Annotated in this window: 16 protein-coding genes; 12 read left to right on the top strand and 4 right to left on the bottom strand. The window is 70.0% G+C overall.

Annotation, left to right across the window (positions count from 1 at the left end):
* Positions 1–59 precede the first annotated feature (59 nt).
* Entirely contained in the window at positions 60–857 is a 798-nt protein-coding gene (locus NE236_RS38090; protein WP_252847145.1) for a polysaccharide deacetylase family protein, read from the top strand.
* Positions 858–888: 31 nt separating this feature from the next.
* Here NE236_RS38090 and NE236_RS38095 read toward each other — a convergent pair whose 3' ends face one another.
* Positions 889–1,497: a flavin reductase family protein gene (locus NE236_RS38095; protein ID WP_252847146.1), complete on the bottom strand. Its 609-nt coding sequence runs from the start codon at positions 1,495–1,497 to the stop codon at positions 889–891.
* A gap of 92 nt (positions 1,498–1,589) precedes the next feature.
* On the opposite strand from NE236_RS38095, the gene NE236_RS38100 reads away from it, so the two are divergent.
* Together NE236_RS38100 and NE236_RS38105 are read left to right on the top strand one after the other, a co-directional pair.
* The gene (locus NE236_RS38100) at positions 1,590–2,045 is read left to right on the top strand and encodes a DUF1003 domain-containing protein (protein WP_252847147.1); all 456 of its coding nucleotides are present in this window, start codon (positions 1,590–1,592) and stop codon (positions 2,043–2,045) included.
* Between the two features lie 225 nt (positions 2,046–2,270).
* Positions 2,271–2,891, top strand: coding sequence for an L-threonylcarbamoyladenylate synthase (locus NE236_RS38105; RefSeq protein WP_252847148.1), 621 nt, complete (start codon positions 2,271–2,273; stop codon positions 2,889–2,891).
* A 166-nt stretch (positions 2,892–3,057) separates the two neighbouring features.
* Here the strand turns inward: NE236_RS38105 and NE236_RS38110 are convergent, their stop codons facing one another.
* A complete protein-coding gene (locus tag NE236_RS38110) occupies positions 3,058–4,092 on the bottom strand; it encodes a zinc-dependent alcohol dehydrogenase family protein (protein ID WP_252847149.1) in 1,035 nt (344 codons plus the stop codon).
* 199 nt (positions 4,093–4,291) lie between these two features.
* Between NE236_RS38110 and NE236_RS38115 the strand changes: the two genes are divergently transcribed.
* The 5 genes from NE236_RS38115 (at position 4,292) to NE236_RS38135 (ending at position 8,420) form a co-directional block, all read left to right on the top strand.
* Positions 4,292–5,191 carry a helix-turn-helix transcriptional regulator gene (locus tag NE236_RS38115; RefSeq protein WP_252847150.1) on the top strand — a complete coding sequence of 300 codons (900 nt, stop codon included), beginning with the start codon at positions 4,292–4,294 and terminating at the stop codon, positions 5,189–5,191.
* Positions 5,192–5,370: 179 nt separating this feature from the next.
* Complete coding sequence (locus tag NE236_RS38120; RefSeq protein WP_289851410.1) at positions 5,371–5,997, top strand: TetR/AcrR family transcriptional regulator; 627 nt, start codon at positions 5,371–5,373, stop codon at positions 5,995–5,997.
* Positions 5,994–7,388, top strand: a complete 1,395-nt coding sequence (locus tag NE236_RS38125) for an MFS transporter (protein WP_252847152.1) — start codon at positions 5,994–5,996, stop codon at positions 7,386–7,388. The genes NE236_RS38120 and NE236_RS38125 overlap by 4 nt, the downstream gene beginning before the upstream one ends.
* 101 nt (positions 7,389–7,489) lie before the next feature.
* On the top strand, positions 7,490–8,110 hold the full coding sequence (locus NE236_RS38130; protein WP_252847153.1) for a cysteine hydrolase family protein: 621 nt from the start codon (positions 7,490–7,492) through the stop codon (positions 8,108–8,110).
* Between the two features lie 76 nt (positions 8,111–8,186).
* Positions 8,187–8,420 carry an EF-hand domain-containing protein gene (locus NE236_RS38135; RefSeq protein ID WP_252847154.1) on the top strand — a complete coding sequence of 78 codons (234 nt, stop codon included), beginning with the start codon at positions 8,187–8,189 and terminating at the stop codon, positions 8,418–8,420.
* A 175-nt stretch (positions 8,421–8,595) separates the two neighbouring features.
* Here the strand turns inward: NE236_RS38135 and NE236_RS38140 are convergent, their stop codons facing one another.
* The gene (locus tag NE236_RS38140; RefSeq protein ID WP_252847155.1) at positions 8,596–8,745 is read right to left on the bottom strand and encodes a hypothetical protein; all 150 of its coding nucleotides are present in this window, start codon (positions 8,743–8,745) and stop codon (positions 8,596–8,598) included.
* Between the two features lie 130 nt (positions 8,746–8,875).
* Here NE236_RS38140 and NE236_RS38145 point away from each other — a divergent pair, with 130 nt between their 5' ends.
* From NE236_RS38145 to NE236_RS38160, 4 genes are all read left to right on the top strand, one after another.
* Positions 8,876–10,705 (top strand): flavin-containing monooxygenase, encoded by a 1,830-nt coding sequence (locus NE236_RS38145; protein WP_252847156.1) that lies wholly within the window; start codon positions 8,876–8,878, stop codon positions 10,703–10,705.
* A 112-nt stretch (positions 10,706–10,817) separates the two neighbouring features.
* Positions 10,818–11,585, top strand: a complete 768-nt coding sequence (locus NE236_RS38150; RefSeq protein WP_252847157.1) for an SDR family NAD(P)-dependent oxidoreductase — start codon at positions 10,818–10,820, stop codon at positions 11,583–11,585.
* Positions 11,586–11,689: 104 nt separating this feature from the next.
* Positions 11,690–11,980 (top strand): oligopeptide/dipeptide ABC transporter ATP-binding protein, encoded by a 291-nt coding sequence (locus NE236_RS44120; RefSeq protein WP_308209202.1) that lies wholly within the window; start codon positions 11,690–11,692, stop codon positions 11,978–11,980.
* Between the two features lie 26 nt (positions 11,981–12,006).
* Positions 12,007–12,915, top strand: coding sequence for a sugar phosphate isomerase/epimerase family protein (locus NE236_RS38160; RefSeq protein WP_252847158.1), 909 nt, complete (start codon positions 12,007–12,009; stop codon positions 12,913–12,915).
* Between the two features lie 125 nt (positions 12,916–13,040).
* Here the strand turns inward: NE236_RS38160 and NE236_RS38165 are convergent, their stop codons facing one another.
* A complete protein-coding gene (locus tag NE236_RS38165; protein ID WP_252847159.1) occupies positions 13,041–13,292 on the bottom strand; it encodes a P-loop NTPase family protein in 252 nt (83 codons plus the stop codon).
* Between the last annotated feature and the right edge of the window lie 250 nt (positions 13,293–13,542).

The raw sequence follows: 13,542 nt of genomic DNA on the forward strand, positions 1-13,542 counted from the left end.
ACCCCGCGTCGTAAGACTGGGTAGGTAGTAGATGACCGGGCGGACCTTCAGGGGATGACATGCGCAGACCGGACAGGCGCGAGGCACTGATCGCCATGGCCGCGGCCGGCGCCGGGCTGCTGGTGGGAGGGGTGCCCGAGCTGGTGCGGGCGCTGCGGCCGGACACGCCCGCGAAGAAGTCGGCGCGACACGCGCGTGGAGCCGCGCACGCCGCCCGGCCCGATCCCGGCTACGCGCACGGACCGCTGCAGGCGGTCCGGCGGCCGGTGCACAACCTGCACGATCTGACCCCGGCCGCGCCCCCGAACGCCGTCGCGCTGACCATCGACGACGGCCCGCATCCGCGATGGACGCCGATGATGCTGGACCTGCTGGCCGAGTACCAGGTGCCGGCGACGTTCTCCCTCATCGGGATCCAGGTCACCGGCATGCCGAAGCTGGTCGAGCGGATCGTGGCCTCCGGGCATCAGGTCTGCGATCACACCGTCACGCACCCGCTGAACCTGCCACGGCTCTCGAACGCCCGGATCCAGGTGGAGATCGGCGGCGCGCACGACCGCATCGCTCAGACCACCGGCGTCGCGCCGAAGTTCTTCCGCTCCCCGGGCGGCGCCTGGTCGACCCAGGTCCTGGACGTCGCCGCGGAACACGGGATGATCTGCATCGACTGGCAGGTCGACCCGCGCGACTGGGCTCGCCCCGGCACCGTGACCATCACCGAACGGCTGCTCCGCGCCCAGGCCGGGGACATCCTCCTGTGCCACGACGGCGGCGGCGACCGCTCCGAGACGATCCGGGCCCTGCGCACCGTGATCCCCGCTCTCAAACAGCGAGGCCTCACCTTCGTCGCGCTCTGAGGCCGACGGTCCAAGGCAGCCGGAGAGCAGGTCACGGTGACGGCGGCTCCTCGTAGGGAATCCGCGACAAGTGCAGGACCTCGCCGAGGGTGCCCCAGCCGTCGCCGCCGAGCTTGGTGAGCGGGCGCAGCAGCTCGGCGCTCGGCCGGCCGTCGACGATGTACTCCTCGTGCACGGCGGCATGGACGACGCGCCCCAGGACGAGTGTCGAGTTGCCCACGCGCAGGGTGACGTGAGAGCGGCATTCCAGGACGACGGGTGCGGCGGCTACCCTGGGCGGCCGGATCTGAAGGCTGGGTTCGCGTTCGATGCCCGCGTAGTCGAACTCGCTGACGGTGCGCGGGAAGTCGGTCGCGGTGCGGTTGATCAGTTCCAGCATCGGCTCGGTGGAGAAGTTCACGACGTATTCTCCGGTTTCCTCGACATTGCGCAGAGAGTCCTTGCGGCCGATCGAGGTGAACTGCACGATCGGAGGATCGGTGCTTGCAACGGTGAAGAACGAGTGGGGAGCGAGGTTCTCGGTGGATCCGTCCGGTGTGACGGTGGATATCCACGCGATCGGGCGGGGGATCACAATGGACGTCAGCAGCCGGTAGAAGGCGTCCCCGCTCATGGCCCCTGGGTCGAAATCGACGCGCATGAATAAGCACCCTAGTTGACATGCCTGGCAGTTCCTGGCTCGACCGATGGTGGCGAGTGTCGCCGGCCCAGTGCATGGTGAGAGGTATGGAAATGGGAAGACCGCGGGTCCCGTCCGATCGCCGGACACGGCATCCGGCCAACGTCGCGCACTTCGACCACGCACCGCTGGGCGCCCGGATCGCGGACGCCGTCGCGCGGCGCGTGGGTTCGTGGCGGTTCATCGGCGCGCAGACCGCGGTGGTGGCGTGCTGGGTGGCCTACAACGCCGCAGGCGGGCATGTGTTCGACCCGTGGCCGTTCATCGCGCTGAATCTGGCGCTGAGCATGGAGGCGGCCTACACGGGGCCGATCCTGCAGCTGTCCCAGAACCGCCAGACCGCGCACGCCGAGGCGCGCGCCGACACGGACCACGAGCACGGGCGGGAGACCCACGCCATGCTGCTCGCGCTGATCCGGACGATCGAAGAGGCGAAGAGCATGGAGGAGATCCACCAGATCGACTGGCGCGGTCTGCTCGACCAGGACGATCTCGGCGCGGCCGGCTGACCGCGCCACTGTCACCGGCTCAGCAGCTGTCCCGCCTGCCCGGTCAGCCGCCCGCTGGAGAGCATGGAGACGGCCCGTGCTGCGGGCGGTCACAAGTCGTAGCGGACGTTTGTGGGCCATCGCCGGCAGGTGAGGGCACCGGCGGCGCAGCCGCAGGCGTTGGTGCAACGTCTGCGGCGGGTGGCGGGTGGTCGCCCTGAAACGTCCGCTCCTAAGCTGTCGTGAATGGCCAAGTACTTCGACGTCCACCCGGACAACCCGCAACCTCGGGCGCTCCGTCAGGTGGTCGACCTCCTCCGTTCGGACGGGCTGATCGTGTACCCGACCGATTCGTGCTTCGCGCTCGGGTGCCGTCTGGGCAACAAGGAGGGCATCGACCGGATCAGGGAGATCCGCCGCCTCGACAGCGGCCATCACTTCACCCTGGTCTGCAGGGACTTCGCGCAGCTCGGCCAGTTCGTCCAGGTCGACAACGCGCTGTTCCGCTCGATCAAGGCGGCGACTCCCGGCAGCTACACGTTCATCCTGCCCGCGACGAAGGAGGTGCCGCGGCGGCTGCTGCACCCCAGGAAGAAGACCGTCGGTGTCCGGATTCCCGATCACACGGTCACCCAGGCGTTGCTGACCGAACTCGGCGAGCCGCTGCTGTCGAGCACCCTGCTCCTGCCCGACGAGGTCGAAGCCATGACACAAGGGTGGGACATCAAGGAAAGACTCGACCATGTGGTGGACGCCGTCATCGACTCCGGCGAGTGCGGTGCCGTGCCGACGACGGTGATCGATTTCTCCCAGGCCGAGCCCGAGATCCTCCGCAGAGGCGCTGGAGATCCGTCCCGCTTCGAGTAGAACGACCGCTCATCGCGGCGGGAGGAGCTCCAAGCGGAGACACTGACGGTTCGTCAGAGGTGCTGGAGCCGCCCGGTCGGCTGGGTTTTCCGTTGCCGCCGGCGGAACCGGGCGGGCTCGCGGACACGAGCGCTCGTACGCTGCTCGCATCCGCGAGGCGTACCGCTCAGGGACGGATGAACACCTTGAGCGCCTCGCGCTCGGCCATCGCGCGGTAGCCGTCCGGCACCTGCTCCAGGCCGACGGTGCGGTCGAACACCCGGCCGGGCTCGATCCTGCCGTCGAGGATGTCGGGCAGCAGCTCCTCGATGTAGGCGCGGGCCGGCGCGGCCCCGCCGGTCAGCGTGATGTTGCGCATCAGCGTGTCGAATCCCATCGGGACCTCGGTGTACTGCGACACCCCGAGCCGGCTGACCACGCCGCCGTCGCGGACCACACCGAGCGACGTCTCCAGAGACTGCCTGGTGCCGACGCATTCCACCACCGCGTGCGTGCCGTCGCCGCGGGTCAGCTCGCGGACCCGTTCGATGCCCTCCTCACCGCGCTCGGAGACCACGTCGGTGGCGCCGAAGTCGCGGCCGAGGTCGGTTCGATCGGTGTGGCGGCCCATCAGGATGATCCGCTCGGCGCCGAGCCGCTTGGCGGCCAGCACCGCCGACAGACCGACCGCGCCGTCGCCGATCACCGTCACGGACCTGCCGGGTCGGACCCGGGAGGCCACCGCGCCGTGGTGGCCGGTGCAGAACACGTCCGAAAGGGTGAGCAGTGAGGGAAGCAACGCCGAGTCCTCGGCCACGGGCAGCGTGACCAGCGTGCCTTGCGCCTGCGGTACCCGTACGGCCTCACCCTGGCCGCCGTCCACGCCGTTCCGTGCCCACTGGCCGCCGTGGCGGCAGGAGGTGTGCAGGCCCTCGGCGCAGAAGTCGCAGGTGTTGTCGGCCCAGACGAAGGGGGCGACCACCAGGTCACCGCCCTTCAGCCCGGACACCTCGGCGCCGACGTCCTCCACGACGCCGAGGAACTCGTGACCGATGCGGTCGCCCTTCTCCGTCGCCGGCCTCGACCCGTAGGGCCACAGGTCGCTGCCGCAGACGCACGCGCGCAGCACGCGCACCACGGCGTCGGTGGGTTGCTGGATCTTGGGGTCGGGCACGTCCTCCACCCGGACGTCACCGGCACCGTAGATCAATGTCGCTCGCATGACTTCCTTCCGATCATTTCGTCTCGTCGGTGCTGAGAACCGACCGCCGCGCCAGGTCCCGCGCGCGGCCACCGCATCCACCTTCCCGGCCGTGCTCGCCGCGTGGCAGACCGTGCTGTGCAGGGGAGCGCCGTTCCGGGGTGTGACAGGGCCCCTCACACCGATGCCGCGCAGATCACGGCGCTGCCAGACTGGAAGCATGGCGAGGCAGCAGCACAGCGGCGACGACGGCGGCACCGAGCTGGGGCGCTTCCTGCGCGCCCGCCGCGTCCAGGTGACCCCCGACGAGGTCGGCCTGACGGTCGGCCCCGGCCTGCGGCGTACGCCGGGGCTGCGCCGCGAGGAGCTGGCCACCCTGGCCGGGATCAGCATCGACTACTACACGCGCCTCGAACGTGGCAAGGAGACCCGTCCCAGCGCCTCCGTCGTCGACGCCCTCGCCCGCGCCCTCCACCTGGAGCAGGTCGAGCACGAGCACCTGCGCACGCTGGCCGTGCGCGCCGCCCGTACCGTTCCGGAGCCGCCAGTGGTACCCAGCCGGTCGGTACGGCATGGGGTCAGGTTGCTGCTGGAGAGCCTGCGGCCCAACCCCGCGTACGTGGTCGGCCGCACCAACGACCTGCTGGCCTGGAACCCCGGCGGGCTGGGGCTGTTCGCGGGGATCGAGAGCTGGCCGCTCAAGCAGCGCAACGTCGCGCGGTACGTCTTCCTGCACCCCGCGGCCCGCGAGGTGTTCGACGACTGGGAGGGACAGCTACGCGGCTGCGTGGCCCGGCTGCGCGCCTTGGCCGGGACCGACCCGGACGCCCCCGACCTGGCCCGACTCGTGGGCGAGCTGCTGCTCAAGAGCCCGGAGTTCGCGCGCCTGTGGGAGCGGTACGAGGTGAGGGGGCGCGCCTACGGGCGCAAGACCTTCCATCACCCCGCTGTCGGCAGTCTCACCCTCGGCTTCCAGTCCATGCAGGTGGAAGGCACCGCCGGCCATCGCCTGAACGCCTACCACGCCGAACCGGGCACCCCCGACTACGACGCGATCGTCCTCCTCGACATGGCCGTCTCCGAGCACGCTCCCAAACCCGCTCTCGAGCAGCCGCACTGACGGTTTCAGACGCGGGCCGCCACGCCCCCGGCGAGAACCGGACCCGGTGACGATCGCAGGGGCACGGCGCCCGAAGGCCCTCACGCGTTGACGCCGGCGGATCGGCGACGCCGTCCTCGCTACAGAAGGGTCATGCCACTGGGTAGACGCTGTCTACGAGTCTGTAGTAGACAATGTCTATGCAGTCGGAGGCGTCTCTTCAGGACCGGCTTGTCGATGTCGGTGTGGAACTCGTGCTGACCGAGGGTGTCTCGTCGCTGGGCCTGCGGGAGATCGCCCGGCGAGCAGGGGTGTCGCACGGAGCTCCTCGCCGGTACTTCCCCACCCATCAGGCGTTGTTGTCGGCGATCGCCCGGCGCGGTTTCGCCGATCTGGCGGAGCGGTTCGCGGAGGCGGCCGACGACGCGGCGCCGCCGCGGGCGCAGCTGCGGGCGCTGGCCTGCACGTACGTGCGGTACGCCCAGGAGCGTCCGGGGATGTTCGAGCTGATGTTCCGGCACGACCAACTGCGCGGACAGGCGCACGCGGCGGGCCGGCCACCGCTACGCGAGACGAGCCTGCCTCTGTTCGGCCGGATCGTGGAGCTCATCACGCGGCACCGGGAGCACAGGACTGGGCGGGGGAACGTCCCGGCGGAGGTGACCGCGGTCGCGCTGTGGGCGAATGTGCACGGCCTGGCCCATCTGTGGGGCTGGGGCAGCATCGGGCTGGCGCTGGGAGACGATGACTCGCCGCAGGCCGACGACCGCCTCGACCGGCTCATCACTGCGATCATCGACGCCCATCTGGGCGAGGCGGACGCGTGAGCGGTGCGGCACGGCGACGCCTGGCCCTCATGGTCAGCGCGGCGGGCGCGATGCTGGTCGCGCTGGACGGCACGGTGCTGATCCTGGCCCAGCCCAGCGTGCGGCGCGACTTCGGTGCGAACGTGGCGCAGATGCAGTGGACCAGCACCGGCTACCTGCTCGCCGTGGCCGCGCTTCTGGTCATCGCCGGACGCCTCGGTGACCGGTATGGCCATCGGCGGCTGCTGCTGTGGGGCCTGTTCGGTTTCGCGGGGGCCTCGGCCGGGATCGCGCTCGCGCCGGGCATCGGCTGGGTGATCGGCCTGCGGATCGTGCAGGGCGTGTTCGGTGCCCTCCTTCAACCGGCGACGCTGGCGTTGCTGCGCCTGACACACCCGGGGGACCGGCTCGGCACGGCCGTCGCCATCCGTACCAGTGCCATCGGAGTCGCCGCGGCAGCCGGGCCCCTGCTCGGCGGCGTCCTGGTGGCGCACCTGGGCTGGCGCAGCGTGTTCGTGGTCAACGTACCCCTCGCGCTGGCGATCGCCGCGGTCGCCGTCGCGGTGCGGGTACCCGCACCGACAAACCGTCAATCACAGCGGCTCGACATCGTGGGCGCGGCACTGGTCGCGTGCGTGCTCGGCGTCGGGGTGTACACCCTGGTCGGCGTACCGACGCACGGCTGGACCGGCGGAGCGACCTTGGCGGGCCTGACCTGCGCCGCAGTCGGTACGGCGCTCCTGATCGCCCACGAACGCCGAACCGCCCATCCGATCGTGCCGGCCGTGGTGGCACGATCGGTCCCGGTGACGGCCGGGATGGCGATCCTCCTCCTCACCACCGCCGGGATGTTCGGCGCTCTGTTCGTCGCCACCTTCCTGCTCCAGGACGTGCTGGGACTCGACCCGCTCGCGGCGGGCCTGCGGGTGCTCCCGCTGACCGTGCTCATGGTGCTCGGCGCGCCGGTGGCGAGTGGGGTGCTGCGCCGGTACGGCGCGCGCCGCGCCGCCGCCGGTGGTTCGGTTCTGGTCACCCTGGGCATTCTGGGCATGTCCCGTCTCACCGGGGCCGACGCCGGGGTCGCGACCAGCGTGACCTTCGCCCTGCTGGGCGCCGGCTTCGCCGCCGTGATGGTCACCGCCACCGGTACCGTCGTCGGTGACGCGCCGGCCGGGTACGCCGGAGTCGTCGGCGGACTCAAGCAGACCGCCATGAACATCGGTCCCACCCTCGGCATCGCCGTCGCCGCCGGCCTGATGCAGGCAAGGACGTCCGGGGTCGCGGGCTCTCCTCCGCTCGGGACGCTCTCCACGTCCACCCAGGCGACAGGATCCGCACTGCTGGTCCTGGCCGCGGTCGCCGCCCTCGGGCTGCTCCCCGCTCTGCTGCTGCCCGCGCAGCGGAATCCCTGATGCCCGAGCCCAGCAGACTGCCTCCCCGTGGGCGAGGGAACGCTCCATGCGAGGGCAGGACGCCATTAGACGACGCTCCAGCATCCACAGGAGAAGAGATCATGACTGAGTACGATGTCGGCCGGACGGCCGTTCTGCTGGTCGACCCCTACAACGACTTCCTCTCCGAGGGCGGCAAGGTCTGGCCGCGCGTGAAGGACGTCGCGATCGAGGTGGGGCTCCTGGAGAACCTGCGGAAGGTCGTCTCCGCGGGCCGCCAGGCGGGCATGCAGGTGGTGTTCGTCCCCCACCGCCAGTGGGAGGAGGGCGACTACGAGGACTGGGATCACCCCAACCCCACCCAGCGGCAGGTTCAGGAGCGCCACACGTTCGCCCGGGGAACCTGGGGAGGCGAGTTCCACCCTGACTTCCAACCCCAGGCGGGCGACGTGGTCGCCCGACAGCACTGGGGCCAGAGTGGCTTCGCCAACACGGACCTGGACTTCCAGCTCAAGCAGCATGGCCTCAGTCACGTGATCGTGATCGGGCTGCTGGCCAACACCTGCGTCGACACCACCGCCCGCTTCGCCATGGAACTCGGCTACCACGTGACCCTCGTCCGCGACGCCACGGCCGCCTACAGCGCCCAATTGATGCACGCGGCCCACCTGAACGCCCCCACGTACGCTCACTCCATCACCACCACGGCGGACCTCGTCCAAACTCTCGAAGGGGCGCGCTGACGATGACCCGTCTGGGCATCGTCTCTTCGGGAGTGGTTACGATCAGGGACCACGGTCGCTCTGGTGGAAGGGAATCATGTCCGATCAGTACGAAGCGGTGTTCGCCCGATACGACACCGATGGAGATGGGCGGCTCGCCGTCGACGAGGTGACCGCGGCGATCGCGGGGATGTTCCCGGCGGCCGAGGTCGATGATCTGTCGGGGATCGTCAAGGCGCTGTTCGCCGAGTACGACACTGATCACGACGGGCTGCTGTCGGTCACTGAGTTCGTGCCACTCGCCGACAACCTTCCCGAGCTCGCTGGTTGATCCGTCGGTAGTGATCCGGCCGACGCCGAAACCGCGGCACGAGCGGCCCCGGCCGGGGACGCCGCAGACCGAGTGAGCCGGTCGGTGAGGTGCGCTCGCCGCATCTTCTGAGGCCCGCCGGAGGCCGGACGGTCGTCGCGGCGTCCGGCGGTTGCTCCGTCCGGGCGGGGTGAGCTCAGCGGTTGGTGACGTCGAAGGAGGCCGACCGGCCGCCGGCGGAACTGTCGTCCGCGTAGACGTCGATGGTTCCGGGCTCGACGACGAACCGGCCGAGCCGCCTCCGTTCGTCGATGTGGATCGATTGTTCCCGCACCTGAACGATCACGGACCGTATCGTGGGGGCGACGCATTAAATCAACCGGTTGACTGAATGTTGAGGGTGCTGTTGCCTGGTTCTGCAAGCACGACGGAGTCGTCTATGGCGTCTGCCTTCAGAAGAGGAACGAGGACAGTCAATGCCCGGCCCCCACGCCTCGTCCAGCTCCACCCCTTCCGACCCGCAGAACCCCGGCTTCGATCCCGATGCCCTCCGGGCCCGCTACCGCGCCGAGCGCGACCGCCGGATCCGCCCTGACGGCAACGCCCAATACCGAGGCACCAGTGGCGAGTTCGGCTACTACGCCGACGACCCTTACGCCGATCCGGAGTTCGCTCGGGACCCCCTTCACGACCGGGTCGAGGCGCTGGTCATCGGCGGCGGGTTCGGCGGTCTGCTCGCCGCCGCCCGGCTGCGGCAGGTGGGCGTGGAGTCGATCCGGGTGATCGACAAGGGCGGGGACTTCGGCGGCACCTGGTACTGGAACCGTTATCCGGGCATCCACTGCGACATCGAGTCGTACATCTACCTGCCGCTGCTGGAGGAGGTCGGTTACATCCCCGGGTGGAAGTATGCGCCGGGGGAGGAGATCCGCCGGCACGCGCGGGCCATCGCGCGCCACTTCGGTCTCTACGACGACGCCTGCTTCCAGACGCAGGCGACCGAACTGCGGTGGGACGAGGCGGGGTCGCAGTGGATCGTCGGCACCGACCGGGGCGACCGCATGCGGGCGCGCTACGTGGTGATCTCCAGCGGAACCCTCAGCGAGGCCAAGCTCCCGGGCATCCCCGGGATCGAGACCTTCAAGGGACACACCTTCCACACCAGCCGCTGGGACTACGACTACACCGGCGGCGACGCGAACGGCGGCCTGACGGGGCTCGCCGGCAAGCGGGTGGCACTCATCGGCACCGGCGCGACCGCGATCCAGGTCGTGCCGCACCTCGGAGCCGACGCCCGGCACCTGTACGTGTTCCAGCGCACGCCCTCCTCCGTCGACGTACGTGACAACCGTCCCACCGACCCGGAATGGGCCGCGTCGCTGGAACCAGGCTGGCAGCGGCGCCGGCTGGACAACTTCCTCAAGGTCGTCACCGGTGTCCGGGCGGACGAGGATCTGGTGAACGACGCCTGGACCAGCAGCGCCCGGCTGCAGGAGAAGCTCGTCCCGACCAACGCCTATGCGGACATCCCGGCCGAGGAACGCGAACGCGCCTACGAGATCGCCGACTTCCAGAAGATGAACGAGATCCGTGCCCGCGTGGACGCCGTCGTCGAGGACCCGGCCACGGCCGAGAGGCTCAAGCCCTGGTACCGCTACATGTGCAAGCGGCCCACCTTCAGCGACACCTACCTGCAGACCTTCAACCGGCCCAACGTCACCCTGGTCGACACGGCCGACACCCACGGCGTGGAACGGCTCACCGAGACCGCCGTCGTGGTCGGCGGCGCCGAGTACGAGGTCGACTGCATCATCTTCGCGACCGGCTTTGAGACGGGCATCTCGGGCGTGCTGTCCGGACGGCTCCCGGTCTACGGCCGGGACGGCCACACCCTGCTGGGCTCCTGGCGGAACGGTCCGAGGACGCTCCACGGCTTCTACGGCCACGGCTTCCCCAACCTCTTCCATCTCGGCACGCTGCAGAAGGCGGCCGCCGTGAACTTCGTGCACGTTCTCGACGAACAGGCCGTCCACGTCGCGGAGGTCGTCGCCGAGGCCCGCAGGTGCCAGGCCCGGTACGTCGAACCGACCCCTGAGGTCCAGGACGCCTGGCTGGCCACCCTCAGGGAGAACGCGCCCGACCTGTACCGGTTCCAGGCCGAATGCACCCCTGGCTACTACAACAACGAGGGCATGCCCCGGGAGCGGAGCGAGGCGTACGGCGACGGACCGGTCGCCTTCTACGAACTCCTCAGGCGCTGGCGCGCGAACGGCGGCATGAGCGACGTCCTGGTCGAGGGCGAGTGAGAAGGGCGAAGGCGGGGCGTGACCGAGGCACGCGCCACTTCGCCCTGAGGAGAAGGGGCACCCGGCCGGCCATCCGTGCCGCGGGCGGCTTCACAGCGAGAAGGAGCACCAAATGATCAGTACTGGACTCGAAGGTCGCGGTGTCGTCGTCACCGGCGCGGCGTCCGGCATCGGCAGGGCCACGGCTCTGAAGTTCGCACAGGCAGGCGCGAAGGTCCTGGTCGCGGATCTCGACCAGGAGGGTGCCGAGGAGACCGTCAAGGAGATCGATGCCGCCGGGGGTGTCGCCCTGGCGGTCGTCGGTGACCTGAGCGACCAGCAGGTCGTGGACCAGGTCGTCGAGCGGGCCGTCGGTGCGTTCGGCCGCCTGGACGTCCTGGTCAACAACGCCGGGATCATGGACCGCATGTCGGCGCTCGGTGAGACCGGCGACACCGAGTGGGAGCGGGTCCTCCGGGTCAATCTGACGGCGCCGTTCCTGCTGACCCGCGCGGTCCTGCCGCACATGCTGGCCGCGGGACGCGGCTCGATCGTCTTCACCGCCTCCGAGGCGGGTCTGCGCGGCAGCGCGGCGGGCGCCGCCTACACCGCTTCCAAACATGGCATCGTCGGCCTGGTCAAGAACCTGGCCGTCATGTACCGGGGGCAGGGCATCCGCGCCAACGCCGTCGCCCCCGGCCCCACCCAAACCAACATTCAGGTGGACGCCGCTCAGGAGGCCCATGGACCGACCGTCGTACGGCGGTTGATCGGCGCGAACATCGGCCGGCTGGGTTCGGCGGAGGAGCAGGCGGCCGCCATCGTCTTCCTGGCCTCCGACGCCGCCTCCTTCGTCAACGGCGCCGTCCTGCCGGTCGACGACGGCTGGGCCGCCGTCTGACGGAGGCTCCTCGATACGCTCGTCATCAAGCCGGTCAAGAGTGTCGAGCGTCAGGTGGTGCTCGGAACGTTCACGGCGGGCTCGTCGGGCCCAGCGGACGCCGGGTGGCAGAGCGGGTAGGCGTCGGTCATCCGAGCCTGGAAGGGTCTGCGGCGCCCGCGGCTGTCTCGCCATGGAGCGCCGCGCGTTCGCGCGAACGCATCGTCCTGCCGGGTGATCTGCCGAGCCCGGCGAACCCGCCGTCCGGCTGCCGGTTCCGCACCAGATGCCCGATCGGGCCGCTGGTGCACGCCGATCGGACGATCTGCGCCGAGGTCGAACCGCAGCTCACCACCACTGCCACCGGGCAGCGTGCCGCCTGCCACTTCGCCGGCGAACTCGCGCCCCAGCCCTAGAAGAATCCCCTGAGAAGGGAACCGACATGTCCGACGGCTCGACCAGCGCGCGGATCGCGCTCAACCCGATCCAGTGGATGGCCAGCGACGACGGATGGCTGGACCCGTCCAAGGCACCCGCGCCGGAGCAGCGGCTGTCACTGATCAAACAGGCCGGATTCGACGCCGTCATGGCCGAGGTGCCCGCCGACTGGGCCGTGGAAAAGTACCAGGCGGTGCTGGACGAGGTCGGCCTGACACTGGCGCCCGGCTACTTCGTCTGCCGGTCCGACGGCAGGGACGGCAAGGAGGCCGACGTCGTCGCCGGCGCCACCGCGGTCGCGCGGCAGCACGCCCAGCTGGGCATGACCGAGATCGGTCTGGGTCTTGCCATGGGCAAGGAGGCGCGGCGCGTCCTGCATCCCGCACAGGCCTACGACGCGGACGAATCCTGCGTCGAGGCGGTGACGGCGTTGATCGCCCAGATCTCCGACGCCATGCTCGCCGAGGGGGTCCGGCCATCCCTGCACCCGCACGTCGGCACGTGGATCGAGACCGAAGAGGAGGGCCGGGCGGTCCTCGACGCCCTCCCGTCGTCCAGGCTCGGCTTTCTCCCCGACACGGGGCACCTGGTGTGGGCGGGCGCCGACGTCGGAGCGTTCGTCAAGGACTACGCCGAGCGGATCCCGTTCGTGCACGTGAAGGACTGCAGGCTCAGCGTCGCCGCCGAAGGCCGCGCGAAGGACTGGGGGTACCAGCAGACCGTTCTCGGCGGGCTCTGGGCCGAACCCGGCCGCGGTGAGCTCGACCTCACCGGCATCCTGGGTAATCTGCCCGACACGTTCGACGGGTGGCTGATGGTCGAGGTGGACCGTCCCGACATCGCCGACCCCTACGAGAGCGCGCAGGAATCGGCCCGCTGGATGCAGAGCGCGTTCCCGTCGCAGGAGAACTGACGCATATCGCCGGCGCGGCGTGGCGCGCGCCGCGCCGGCGAAACCCGCTCGCGCCAGATCCTGGCGCTCCGTGAGCCCGCGCGCCTCCTTCACCGCGCAGGCCGCTCGGAACCTGGCGATGGACTTCAGGACGGCGATGTCAGCGCGGCCTCGTGTATCACCTGCCGGACCGTGGCATCGAGGGGACTGTCCTCGGCGATCACCGTCTCGCATCCGTCGGGCAGCAGGTCCAGCGGCCGGTACCACTCCCGCATCTCCTTGGCACCGAACTCCTGTCGCTGGGGCCTTCTCTGGTGCCGCCGAAGGGTCTCCTCCCACGACGTCTCCAAGTAGAACCAGACGCTGCGCGGGTGGTCGCGTCGCAGGGCCCGCAGCATGGGCCCATACCGGTCGGCGCTCAGGATCCCGTCGCTCTCGTTGAGTTTGGGCGTGTCGCCCTTCCCGGCCCGGGTGGAACGGCGATTTTCCCGAAGTCAACGTTCAGGTGGCCGGGAGGGGCGGTGCGGACGCCGCCTGGGCGGTCACGAGCATGAACAGGAATATGCCGCGAGAAGCCCACCTGGGGCGGGCCACCGGACGTAGGTCGAATTCCGGGCACCCGCAAGATCACACTTAGGCCGATCCGGA

The organism is Actinoallomurus purpureus (genome assembly GCF_024055795.1).
Classification (GTDB): domain Bacteria; phylum Actinomycetota; class Actinomycetes; order Streptosporangiales; family Streptosporangiaceae; genus Actinoallomurus; species Actinoallomurus purpureus.

Bases quoted from the DNA above. Each gene is read 5' to 3' on its own strand.
- NE236_RS38090 (WP_252847145.1), top strand. From the start codon at position 60: ATGCGCAGACCGGACAGGCGCGAGGCACTGATCGCCATGGCCGCGGCC.
- NE236_RS38095 (WP_252847146.1), bottom strand. From the start codon at position 1,497: ATGCGCGTCGATTTCGACCCAGGGGCCATGAGCGGGGACGCCTTCTAC.
- NE236_RS38100 (WP_252847147.1), top strand. From the start codon at position 1,590: ATGGGAAGACCGCGGGTCCCGTCCGATCGCCGGACACGGCATCCGGCC.
- NE236_RS38105 (WP_252847148.1), top strand. From the start codon at position 2,271: ATGGCCAAGTACTTCGACGTCCACCCGGACAACCCGCAACCTCGGGCG.
- NE236_RS38110 (WP_252847149.1), bottom strand. From the start codon at position 4,092: ATGCGAGCGACATTGATCTACGGTGCCGGTGACGTCCGGGTGGAGGAC.
- NE236_RS38115 (WP_252847150.1), top strand. From the start codon at position 4,292: ATGGCGAGGCAGCAGCACAGCGGCGACGACGGCGGCACCGAGCTGGGG.
- NE236_RS38120 (WP_289851410.1), top strand. From the start codon at position 5,371: ATGCAGTCGGAGGCGTCTCTTCAGGACCGGCTTGTCGATGTCGGTGTG.
- NE236_RS38130 (WP_252847153.1), top strand. From the start codon at position 7,490: ATGACTGAGTACGATGTCGGCCGGACGGCCGTTCTGCTGGTCGACCCC.
- NE236_RS38135 (WP_252847154.1), top strand. From the start codon at position 8,187: ATGTCCGATCAGTACGAAGCGGTGTTCGCCCGATACGACACCGATGGA.
- NE236_RS38145 (WP_252847156.1), top strand. From the start codon at position 8,876: ATGCCCGGCCCCCACGCCTCGTCCAGCTCCACCCCTTCCGACCCGCAG.
- NE236_RS38150 (WP_252847157.1), top strand. From the start codon at position 10,818: ATGATCAGTACTGGACTCGAAGGTCGCGGTGTCGTCGTCACCGGCGCG.
- NE236_RS38160 (WP_252847158.1), top strand. From the start codon at position 12,007: ATGTCCGACGGCTCGACCAGCGCGCGGATCGCGCTCAACCCGATCCAG.
- NE236_RS38165 (WP_252847159.1), bottom strand. From the start codon at position 13,292: ATGCTGCGGGCCCTGCGACGCGACCACCCGCGCAGCGTCTGGTTCTAC.